The sequence below is a fragment of the Pseudoalteromonas sp. Isolate6 genome (genome assembly GCF_022398435.1).
Lineage (GTDB): Bacteria > Pseudomonadota > Gammaproteobacteria > Enterobacterales > Alteromonadaceae > Pseudoalteromonas > Pseudoalteromonas galatheae.
This window is the reverse complement of record NZ_JAKEVK010000169.1, coordinates 1-10,737: the sequence shown is the minus strand read 5'-3', so window position 1 is coordinate 10,737 and position 10,737 is coordinate 1. Positions and strand designations below refer to the sequence as shown.

Sequence of the window (10,737 nt, the reverse complement as noted above, 5' to 3'; positions counted from 1 at the left end):
GTATAACACTTCTTAGAATAGAAATAAGGCAAGTATGACTTGCCTTATTTCATTCCTTTCTGTTACTACCCGTGGTACATTGTATTTTCAATAAAAAAATATTAACAATAATATTACCCAATAAGTGCTATGGAAAATTTATTTCGCCGTGAGGTGTTAGAGCATAAGCAGCACCGCTTAGAGGGCACAATTAGCTTGATCCAACCGCCTGTATTTAAAACGTTAGGGTTACTTATTCTAGTGGTTGTGGTTTTAAGCATCGTGTTTCTATCTAGTGGTAGCTATACCAGAAAGGAAAGAGTATCTGGCGTCATCGAACCCAGTGGCGGATTGCTGCGCGTTGCAGCGATGCAACAAGGTGTTGTGTCTGAGGTGTTGGTTAAAGAAGGTGAAGAGGTGATTGCGGGGCAGCCGTTGCTGCGTATTGCATCTGCAAAACATAGCACCGAAGCCACCGAATTAAATCAAGCTTTACTTAATCAGTACCGGTTCCAACAAAAAAATCTATTACAACAAATAGAGCAATTGCGAGGTCAATATCAACTTGATATTGAGGAGTTGCAGCAGCAAGAAAGCACTGCAAAAGAAAAGTTAAGTGAACTTGAGAGTCAAGCCACTACGTTCCAAGAGCGGCTACTACTTAATCAAGATTTAGTATCGCAAATTGCAACACTAAAAGGCACCGGATACATCTCTGAGCTTGAGTTGCAGCGCCAGAAAGATACTTTGCTGTCGCTAAAGCAGCAATCGTCTTCCATCCGATCGGAACGCATTGCACTGGAATCGCAACTTAAAAACATCAAAAATCAATTGGCTAAACTGCCCATAGAACACCAAAACCGAATTTCTCAGCTGCAATCGCAACAAGCTGACCTGCTTATCCAAATCTCATCCATTGAGCAGGAGCGACTTGGTGAAGTTCGTGCGACTCAGTCAGGGGTAGTGACAGGATTACTGGCAAAGTTAGGTAAAAATGTTTCTATGGGTCAACATTTACTTACCCTGATCCCCGAGCATAGTGATATGCAAGCGATAGTTTATATCCCAACCTCGGCCTTTGGTTTTATCAAAGAAGGACAAGAGACAAAACTGCGTTATCACGCTTTTCCTTATGAAAAGTTTGGCATTTACAAAGGAAAAATTGTAGAGCTCAGTAACAGTGTGATTTTACCTGAGGAAACTAATATGCCGGGTATTATTAAGGAGCCTGCGTATCGCGTGGTTGTTGCACTTGATGAGCAAGCGGTTAAGGCATACGGTAAAGATACCGCATTGAGAGCAGGAATGACACTTGATGCCGATATTGTGGTAGAAGAACGCTCATTATTGCGCTGGTTGTTTGACCCAGTATTTAGCATCAAAGGCCAATTATAAGAAGTAAAAGGGTTGATATGGAAATGGAACACGAAGGCGCAGCCAATAAGTTAGAGTTTTGGTCGCGGAAATCTTTACCAGTGATCATTCAATCAGAGGCAGCTGAGTGTGGTCTTGCAAGCCTTGCCATGGTTGCGGGATATCATGGTTACCATACTGACTTAACACGCTTAAGACAGCGTTTTAGTATTTCAATTGAAGGCTGTACGCTACTCGACATAATGCACTTTGCTGAAAAGCTGCACTTAACCTCAAGACCACTGCGAATTGAACTTGAGGATTTAGATGCGCTGCAAACACCGGCAATTTTGCATTGGGACATGAATCACTTTGTGGTGCTTAAAAAGGCCAACGAAAAGCGCATCGTGATCCACGACCCAGCTGGTGGCGAAAAGACCTTTACGATGGAAGAGGCTTCTAAGCACTTTACTGGAGTGGCGCTTGAGTTAACGCCAACCAAAGAGTTTGAGAAGAAAGAGCGAAAGGCCAGTTTGAAGTTCTCCGATTTTTGGAGTCGTATTACTGGCTTAAAACGTTCATTGCTACTTATTTTTATGCTTTCCATTTTGCTACAAGTATTCACGCTTGCAGCGCCTTATTATATCCAACTCGTTATAGATGATGTCATACTTACAGGGGATACCTCATTATTAACCGTGCTTGCAGTTGGTTTCTTTTTAGTCCTATTGTTTGAAATTGCCACCAATGCACTGCGAGGCTTCACCTTGCTGCATTTTGGTAATCAGATGAATATCCAATTAGGTGCAAATTTATTTCATCACTTAGTGCGTTTACCCATCGCTTATTTTGAAAAGCGCCACATGGGAGATGTTGTTTCTCGCTTCAGTTCGCTACAACAGGTAAAGCAGCTCCTTACAACTGGTGTCATTGAAGCGATTATTGATGGCTTAATGGCGATTATCACCTTGGCGATGATCTTTTTTTACAGCCCCATGTTATCAGCTGTCGTGCTGGTAGCTGTTATCGCTTACGCTATTATTCGTATCGCTATGTATAAGCCATTTCGTAATATCAGTGAGCAGGAAATTATGGCTCGCGCAGAAGAAAACTCTAACTTTATGGAAACAGTGCGCGGGATCCAAACGATTAAATTATTCGGCTCTGAGGTAAAGCGGGAAGGACAATGGCAAAATCGCTATGCTAGCGCAATTAACCACAATATCCGCTTGGGCAATTTTAAAATCGGCTATGATGCGATTAACCGCGCGTTATTCGGTATCGAGAATATTATTGTGGTTTATTTGGCGGCACATTTGGTAATTGCTGGTGGATTTAGTACCGGTATGCTATTTGCTTTTATGTCGTATAAGCGTCAGTTTATGGATAAGACTGCAAACCTAATAGAAAAGCTGATTGAATTTAAGATGCTTGGTTTGCACTTTGACCGTATCGCCGATATCGCTTTGACAGATAAAGAAGAGTTGCAACCAGATCAATACCGCAAGCTGAATATTGAAGGCAAGATTGAGGTGAAAAACATCTCTTTTGCATACTCAGATGCGACCCCCAATGTCATAGACAAGCTTAACTTGACAATCAATGCGGGTGAATCCGTTGCAATTACTGGGCCCTCTGGTTGTGGTAAGTCGACGTTGCTCAAACTAATGTTAGGTCTGAATAAGCCCTCTAGTGGAGATATATTTGTGGATGGTGTGCCGCTTAGCCAAATTGGGGCGAGACAATACCGTCAGCAAATCGCCGCGGTAATGCAAGACGATGAGTTATTATCAGGTACAGTGGCTGATAATATCGCCTTTTTTGATACTCCGATTAATATGGAAAAAGTGGTGCACTGTGCCCAGCTTGCAGCCATTCATGACGATATTAGCGAAATGCCTATGGGCTATGATAGTTTGATTGGGGACATGGGCTCGAGCTTATCTGGGGGCCAGAAGCAGCGGATCATCTTGGCACGTGCCCTGTATAAAGACCCTAAGATTCTGTTTATGGATGAAGCGACAAGTCACCTTGATACTGGTTTGGAAGAGGATATCAATGAAGCCGTATCACGGTTGAAAATTACCCGCGTGATCATTGCACACCGTAAAGAAACCATCGCCTCGGCAGATCGGGAAATTAAGCTCAAAAAGCCAGAAAAAATAGACGCGGAAATGGAAACGTCTGCGTCTGAATAGGCTGTGGGAGCAAGCTGGTCCCAAGCTTGCTCCCGTTTAGTGTTCTTAAACCGTTTATCACGCTAATTCACCATTTATCTTAACATTCTTCTTTTTATCGTTTGGCCCCCAATTGGTGGTAGCAAGTCGTATGCTACTCACATTTGGAGGGCATAATGCAAAAACTAATCAACTACTATTTACTATCAGCCATTCTCACTTTGTTAAGTTACTCAGCAAATGCGACCGTGGAGTTTGATACTGCTTGGCGCATGAACGTACAAGAGCTCAATGCCAGTAACAGCCGAATCTTTGATGAAAAAGACACGACGTTCTGGTTTACTGCTCTCGATGTTAGTACTGAGTTTAATGGGATTAGAGTTGCGGCCACTGCAAACTGGATGACAATGGCTGGAGTGTCTGAACTCGATGTAGACGTTTCGGAGGCTTATTACGATTTGATGTTGGGCGATTGGTTTGCGTCAGTCGGCAAGAAAAAACTGGATTGGGATGTTGGTTATGGTTTTCGACCTCTCGATATGTTTTCTCCTACCGATTCTCTTGCGGTCTATACCGCAGTGCCGCCTGGCACTTGGATGGCGGTGGGAGACTATTTCACCGAAACAGGTAGTGTCAGCCTATTGTGTAACGAAACTGTCCCTGATTACTTAGAAAAAGGGGCGAAAGTGGCAGCAAGCTTTGGCTGTGGTGGTCGTTATTATCGATACTTTGAAAATTTTGAAGCTCAGGCCGTTGCGCACTATGACGAGAAATTAGGCGCAAGAGTAGGCGGTAGTGCTGTTACTGTTATCGGTGATAGCATGGAAATTCATGGCTCATTACTTTGGCAGCAAAGGCACAGGATGCCAGTTTTTGACCCCCACACTTTGCAATCAGACAGCTTTCTTCCTTCAGTTCAAACGCAATGGCGGCGTGGTAGTCTTCAAGCCTTAATGGGGATCAATTACAGTTTGCGTTTTGGGGTGACGTTAATTGCTGAGTATTGGTACGATGGCCGAGCACCGAGTAATGGGCAGTGGCGCAACTTGATTGCGGCTGCAGATGGTAATATAGAAAGTCATCAATTACGGGTAATGCGCGGGCATTTTGCAACCCAAAATTTGTTTAGGAATAATCTGATGCTGCACCTGAGAACTACCTCATCGACAGTGTGGCAGCCTGCGTTGACTTGGGTTGTAAACCCTAATGATAACAGTATGTTGATTGATGGGAAGCTATGCTACAGTGGCTTTAAACATAACTCACTGTGTGGCGGTATTCGGCAGTATGCCGGTGGTAATGAAGCTATCTATAAGCAGCTTAGCTTTGGCAGGACATGGTACTTTTCTACGGAACTAAAATTTTAATATGAGTCAGACTGAAGGGGCACCGATTAGTGGTAACCATTGGAAAAAAAATGTTCGATTGGCATTGATATGTACACTCATCGGGTTTGCGATTTACGCCATAGGCTGGGCTAAATATCCGATAATTTCGGTGCTAATATCGCTCGGGATTGGTTTTACCATTCGATTATCACGAATTTGGCTGGCGACAAATTACCCTAACATGAAGTTGGCTACACAATATTCGGTCGCATTGGTTTTATCATTTTTAGTTTGGGGTGTAACACCTATCCTTTTAAATGTAATAAAGAACTCAGGTGGTTATGTCGATGACTTACAGCAGTACTTAGGGGTGTTTGTTGTTGGTGGTTTTTTCATGATTGTGGTTAGCTTTATTTATTACCGCAATGAGCAAACCGCACAATTAAGACGCGCTCTTTATCAGTTCGAGCTAGACCAAGTGCAAAAAGATAAGTTATTACTAGAAACCCAGCTGAGGCTACTTCAATCTCAGATTGAGCCGCATTTTCTTTTTAACACACTGGCGAATATCCAAGCGTTAATTACGATTGACGCGAAACAAGCGAGTAAAATGCTGTCAGCATTAACTGCTTTGTTGAGACATAGCCTAGACCGGACACATACACAGTGGCTGACACTTGGTCATGAACTCAGATTTAATCAGGCTTACTTGGACATACAAAAAATTAGACTAGGCGAACGTCTGCATATTGAGTACGATGTCACCGATAAAGTCACAGATGATATTTTGTTTCCGCCAATGTTGCTGCAACCGATCATAGAAAATGCGGTAACTCATGGTATTGAGCAGATTAAATCCGGTGGTATGCTGAAGCTAATAATACAGCGCACTGAGCAGAATGTGATTATTGTTGTGTCGAACGATTGTAATATCGGGGGCAGTAAACGAAAGGGCACGAATGTCGGCCTGAAAAACGTGCAACAGCGAATGGAACAGCTTTATGGGGATCAAGCTAAGCTGGTTTATGACGATAGCCAAGTGGGACAGGTTCGCGTAACTTTGGAGGTACCCATTAATGTCTCAACGGATAAAAGCGGTAATCGCTGACGATGAGCCTATTTTAAGAGCACATTTAAAAATGATGCTGGAAGCCGTCTGGCCAGAGCTGGATATTGTTGGTCAAGCTGCGGATGGTGAAGAAGCATTAATGCTCGTTGAGGCTTTTTCACCTCAAGTTGTGTTTTTGGACATTAGCATGCCTGGCATAGATGGGTTAGAAGTATCGCGGCAACTGTGTGAACACGCACAGCCGCCTTATGTTGTTTTTATCACGGCTTATGATGCGCATGCAGTGGTGGCTTTTGAGAATCAAGCGATTGATTATCTATTAAAGCCCATCGAAGAATCTCGTTTAGAGCGAACTGTTGAACGTCTGCAAAAGCTAGTACTCCAACAATCTCCCGACTTAAACCAAAAAGCTCAACTCAGTGAGATGCTTGAAGAATTGATCGGAACCACTCAGGCAGCCGCAACAAGCAGCCACCTGAAATGGATCAAGGCTAGCAAAAATAATGAGCTTCACGTCGTTAACACCTCAGATATTGAGTATTTCATTGCTGATAATAAATACACTGAAGTGCATACTGCGACAGATACTTATTTGATAAAAACAGCAGTTACAGCACTGGAAAGTGAGTTAGATCCAGAAGTGTTTTGGCGTATCCATCGTAATTGCATCGTCAAAGTTGAAAAAATTCAACGTGTTACTAAAGATGAGCTTGGTCATGTTTACATAGACTTAAAAGATAGCAGTGATAGATTGGCGGTAAGTCGAAAATATCAATCGCTATTTAAGCAGATGTAATATCCTTTCAGATGCTAAAAGTGTGATCTTTAGCATCTCATATCTATATATTCCGCGAATTGAATCATGGATAACGGCGGATCCGATCTTAGATTATTTCAATTTTTTAAACTGCACTTCACTTTATCTTTAATATTTACCATTTATCCCACCTAAGCGCAGGTTATCACCTTATTTACTGTTATCGGTTTTCTTTTCTTATGATGTTCATATCAACAGAAAAACACAGGGTAATAGTGATGACAAACCAATTAATCATAGCAAGTGCAATAACAGCAATGGGCTTCTTAAGCTTAAACGTCGAAGCCTCAAATGCTATTCCTGAGCAGGTAATCGAAGCCTACCAAGCGGGGCTACAAGGCTCGCAAGAAAAAAATCAATTCGCTTTTAATGCACTGAAAGAAATTAACGAAAAAGCACCAAATCCAGTTGCTCTGGCGATGTTAGGTAGCACAGAGACGACACAAGCTCGTTATACCAATAAACCATGGCAAAAAATGCAATACGCAGAAAAAGGGATTGCGAAGTTGTCTAGAGCAATCAAGCAGGCTAAGTCTTTACCTTATTCATTGCGAGCACGAGTTAATGTAACTGCCGGTTGTACTTTTGCTCAGGTTCCAAAAATGATGAATCGCGCAGAGCATGGAAGTTACTTGCTGAACAAAGTAATCAGTGAAAGTGAGCAGTTTAAACAGTTAGAGCCTGCTTTACAGGTTAGTGCGTACCGTTGTGCGGCAGCAGCTGCTGAAAAATTAGATGATGCTGAGCAAGCAAAATCGATGGTGGAGCTGGCACAAAAGCTCCAGTTAGTTAGTACTAAATAACCACAAGGATGCTTCTATGCTTCGTTTTGAAAATATTCGAAAATCTTATACGACAGGTGACGTAACTGTCGATGCACTTAAGGGGGTTGCTGCGCATATTCATGCTGGTGAAACCGTTTCTCTGTGCGGGCCATCGGGTAGTGGCAAATCAACGTTACTCAATATATGTGGATTACTTGATGAGCGGTATCAAGGAGAGATTTGGATTAATGATCGGCCAATTCCAAAGCAGAAAAGCGCATTGACCCAAATTCGAAGAGAAAAACTGGGGTTCATATTTCAACGCTACAACTTAATTCCTGTGATGTCGGTGTTTGAGAACATCGAATATCCGTTGTTAATGTTAAACCTTAATAAACAGCAAAGAATGGATAGAGTTGTCGAAATTGTTCATAAAGTTGGCTTGAAAGATCATATATCTAAACGTCCTGACCAGCTTTCTGGTGGTCAACAACAACGTGTCGCGATAGCTCGAGCATTAGTAAAGAAACCTGAATTAGTTATCGCAGATGAGCCCACAGCAAACTTGGATACACCCACAGCGAACATGGTGATGGATCTAATGCGTGATCTAGGTAATGACATGGGTACAACATTTATTATTGCTACTCATGATCACCGGATGACGGATCGCTGCCATCGAGTATTAAATCTTGCTGACGGGCACATCACAGAACAGTTACAACAAGCAGATAACAGGAGAGCAGGATAATGCGTTGGGTTGTATTTGCATTTTTTAACGTACTGAGAAACGGACGACGTTCACTGTTCACAATTTTGGTTGCCGCGGTAGCGGTGGCGTCTATTTTAACGACTAGTGGATTTGCACTGTTTACCTACCAATCTTTAGCTGAGAAAGCAGCAAGAGATGAAGGTAACTTTATAATTACCCATAAAAAACAGCTAGAGCAAGAAGAAGATATGCCGTTGCAGTACGGTTTGGCAGATACTGAACTGCTAAAAAATCAATTATTAGAAGATGAAAGGGTAAAGAGCGTTTTACCTCGAATCAACTTTAATGGACTCGTTTCAAATGGTGAAAAAAGTTCTATTTTCATTGGGTTAGGAGTTGAGCCAGAAGAGTTTATGGTGAAAGGGCCGTTCTTAACAATGCTATCTGGTCAGGCATTATCGGATTTTAGTGACTCTGAAGCCGAGTCACAAATTGTGCTAGGTAAGGACTTAGCTCGGAGTTTAAAAGTGGCTGTTGGTGATTATGTGACGCTAATGTCGACGACCACGGATGGTGCGCTAAATGCCTTAGATTTTGAAGTTCGAGGGATTTATACAACAGGTGTGCCGGACTTAGATAAGCGCCAGCTATACATTAAACTGAGTGACGCCCAATCTTTACTCTACACTGATAAGGTTAGCTCGCTTTCTGTCTACTTATTTGACTTGAATAATACTCAAAGCGCGGTCGCGCAATACGAGCCAAGAGTTCCGGCTTTGGCCTTTGTCCCTTGGTGGGAAAGAGCATTTTACTATCAATCAGTTAAAGATTTATATAACCGTATCTTTGGCCTATTGGGTGGAATAATGGTGTTACTGGTGTTCTTTTCTATCTCAAACACAATGGCGATGACGGTGACTGAGCGCACTAGGGAAATCGGGACGGTAGCAGCAATGGGATCTTATCAATGGGAAATCATCAGGAACTTCATTCTTGAGTCCAGCATCATTGGTTTCTTGGGCGCAACAATTGGCATTGCTATTTCGGCCCTCGTTGCTTGGGGTCTCGTTTATTTGGGGTTAGAAATGCCACCACCTCCAGGCAGTAACCAAGGGTATCCACTTACTATTACGTTTTCATGGGAAATTGCGTTGAGTGTAATGTTAATAATGATTTTAGTTTGTGTATTAGCGGCATTTAAGGCGGCATACAAAGGTAGCACGAAGCCAATAACGGAGGCATTAAGCCATGTTTAATAAACTGACCAAAACTTTACTAACTTTAGCAATATTAGCGGTTGCCTCATCTAGTGTTTATGCTTCACAGCTTATCAAAATAGATGCACAAACCGTGTTATCAAAAGTCGATGCATTTAGAAATGAGTCAGCTTCAGTGAAGGTATCAGCCACAGTGAAAGCTTTTGATGACGACATTCTTAAGCATACAAAACAATATGATGTGTATTCATCGTCATCAAAACGCGCTCTAGTGATTTTTAAATCTGACTCTGAAAAGGGTCAAAAGGTACTGATGAAAGGAAGCGATTACTGGATGTTTATGCCCAAAAGTCGTCGTCCAATTCGAATTACTCCGATGCAAAAGCTGCTTGGTGAAGCATCGTTAGGTGACATTGCAACTTTGAGTTGGAGTGAAGAGTATCACGTTAAAAATGTTGCTCAAGTTAAGGGGGTTATTCAACTTGAATTAAAAGCTAATTCAACCAAATTAAGTTATCAGCGTATCCTACTGGAAATTGATCAAAAAGATTATTTCCCAAAAAAAGCTGAGCTTTATTTGCGCTCAGGTAAACATGCAAAAACGGCATTTTTTGAACGCGGGAACCGCGATGACAAAGTCAAAGTGGTAGCAATGACTTTACAAGACAAAGTGCAAAAAGGACAAAAAACCGTAATTGCTTATGACGCAGTGCAACAGATTGAAGTGCCGGATAAATTATTTAATCCACAGATACTGATCCGTAGTGATTTAGACCAGTTACTTACCGAGTAAGAGCAGGATGTGGAGCCGCCATTAATGAAAAACAAATTGATATATGGCAGACCACTGTCAGCCTATTTCGAAGTGATAATTCCTTAATGCGTTTTAGGTTAAAGGTAATGATTGCTTAAATCGCTTGGAGTGTGGACCTATAACTACTATCCAGCATAGTTTAAATGTAAAGCGAGTAGAGAGCTCCTCCACTCGCTCAATATTGGTTATGGCATTTGGCATGTATGCTCATAGCATGAGCGTGCTTTACCAGTCCAACATTCAATATAAGTGCAACGGTTACTACCTGCTGGTGAAAGTGCTTGCATATCACCACCTACTACTTGTGGGGTCATTTCAACAGGTACTGACTTTCCGTCATTTGAAAGCGCTTTAATGTTCTTTTTGTTTAGCTGTAATTTCATGTGTTTTTCCTTACCAAAATTAAATAGTTAAAAAGTTCCCTTTGTAAATATCCTTTTCCGGACGCTCAGAAAAATAGAGCGGTCAAAAACTAACCTAGTTCCTGTTATAGGTTTTGTCAATATT

At 41.9% G+C, this 10,737-nt stretch carries 10 protein-coding genes; 9 read left to right on the top strand and 1 reads right to left on the bottom strand.

The window, feature by feature from the left end:
* Positions 1-129: 129 nt before the first annotated feature.
* The 9 genes from L1D50_RS17835 to L1D50_RS17795 all read left to right on the top strand — a co-directional run bounded on the left by L1D50_RS17835 (position 130) and on the right by L1D50_RS17795 (position 10,209).
* Positions 130-1,374, top strand: a complete 1,245-nt coding sequence (locus L1D50_RS17835) for an HlyD family efflux transporter periplasmic adaptor subunit (RefSeq protein WP_128727199.1) — start codon at positions 130-132, stop codon at positions 1,372-1,374.
* A gap of 17 nt (positions 1,375-1,391) precedes the next feature.
* Entirely contained in the window at positions 1,392-3,530 is a 2,139-nt protein-coding gene (locus L1D50_RS17830) for a peptidase domain-containing ABC transporter (RefSeq protein WP_128727200.1), read from the top strand.
* 155 nt (positions 3,531-3,685) lie between these two features.
* On the top strand, positions 3,686-4,876 hold the full coding sequence (locus L1D50_RS17825) for a hypothetical protein (RefSeq protein ID WP_239966519.1): 1,191 nt from the start codon (positions 3,686-3,688) through the stop codon (positions 4,874-4,876).
* Between the two features lies 1 nt (position 4,877).
* Positions 4,878-5,945, top strand: a complete 1,068-nt coding sequence (locus L1D50_RS17820; protein WP_128727202.1) for a histidine kinase — start codon at positions 4,878-4,880, stop codon at positions 5,943-5,945.
* Positions 5,914-6,702, top strand: coding sequence for a LytTR family DNA-binding domain-containing protein (locus L1D50_RS17815; RefSeq protein ID WP_128727203.1), 789 nt, complete (start codon positions 5,914-5,916; stop codon positions 6,700-6,702). Before L1D50_RS17820 ends, L1D50_RS17815 begins: the two co-directional genes overlap by 32 nt.
* A 239-nt stretch (positions 6,703-6,941) precedes the next feature.
* Positions 6,942-7,526 carry a hypothetical protein gene (locus tag L1D50_RS17810; RefSeq protein ID WP_138524547.1) on the top strand — a complete coding sequence of 195 codons (585 nt, stop codon included), beginning with the start codon at positions 6,942-6,944 and terminating at the stop codon, positions 7,524-7,526.
* A 16-nt stretch (positions 7,527-7,542) separates the two neighbouring features.
* Complete coding sequence (locus L1D50_RS17805; protein WP_128727205.1) at positions 7,543-8,238, top strand: ABC transporter ATP-binding protein; 696 nt, start codon at positions 7,543-7,545, stop codon at positions 8,236-8,238.
* A complete protein-coding gene (locus L1D50_RS17800; RefSeq protein ID WP_128727206.1) occupies positions 8,238-9,455 on the top strand; it encodes an FtsX-like permease family protein in 1,218 nt (405 codons plus the stop codon). Before L1D50_RS17805 ends, L1D50_RS17800 begins: the two co-directional genes overlap by 1 nt.
* On the top strand, positions 9,448-10,209 hold the full coding sequence (locus L1D50_RS17795; RefSeq protein ID WP_138524543.1) for an outer membrane lipoprotein-sorting protein: 762 nt from the start codon (positions 9,448-9,450) through the stop codon (positions 10,207-10,209). Before L1D50_RS17800 ends, L1D50_RS17795 begins: the two co-directional genes overlap by 8 nt.
* Before the next feature lie 206 nt (positions 10,210-10,415).
* On the opposite strand, the gene L1D50_RS17790 is transcribed toward L1D50_RS17795, so the two are convergent.
* Entirely contained in the window at positions 10,416-10,613 is a 198-nt protein-coding gene (locus L1D50_RS17790) for a hypothetical protein (protein WP_128727208.1), read from the bottom strand.
* Positions 10,614-10,737 lie beyond the last annotated feature (124 nt).

What these genes read in the sequence shown, in the direction of transcription:
- L1D50_RS17820 (WP_128727202.1), top strand. Translation starts at nt 4,878, where the DNA reads ATGAGTCAGACTGAAGGGGCACCGATTAGTGGTAACCATTGGAAAAAA.
- L1D50_RS17825 (WP_239966519.1), top strand. Translation starts at nt 3,686, where the DNA reads ATGCAAAAACTAATCAACTACTATTTACTATCAGCCATTCTCACTTTG.
- L1D50_RS17795 (WP_138524543.1), top strand. Translation starts at nt 9,448, where the DNA reads ATGTTTAATAAACTGACCAAAACTTTACTAACTTTAGCAATATTAGCG.
- L1D50_RS17815 (WP_128727203.1), top strand. Translation starts at nt 5,914, where the DNA reads ATGTCTCAACGGATAAAAGCGGTAATCGCTGACGATGAGCCTATTTTA.
- L1D50_RS17830 (WP_128727200.1), top strand. Translation starts at nt 1,392, where the DNA reads ATGGAAATGGAACACGAAGGCGCAGCCAATAAGTTAGAGTTTTGGTCG.
- L1D50_RS17805 (WP_128727205.1), top strand. Translation starts at nt 7,543, where the DNA reads ATGCTTCGTTTTGAAAATATTCGAAAATCTTATACGACAGGTGACGTA.
- L1D50_RS17835 (WP_128727199.1), top strand. Translation starts at nt 130, where the DNA reads ATGGAAAATTTATTTCGCCGTGAGGTGTTAGAGCATAAGCAGCACCGC.
- L1D50_RS17810 (WP_138524547.1), top strand. Translation starts at nt 6,942, where the DNA reads ATGACAAACCAATTAATCATAGCAAGTGCAATAACAGCAATGGGCTTC.
- L1D50_RS17800 (WP_128727206.1), top strand. Translation starts at nt 8,238, where the DNA reads ATGCGTTGGGTTGTATTTGCATTTTTTAACGTACTGAGAAACGGACGA.
- L1D50_RS17790 (WP_128727208.1), bottom strand. Translation starts at nt 10,613, where the DNA reads ATGAAATTACAGCTAAACAAAAAGAACATTAAAGCGCTTTCAAATGAC.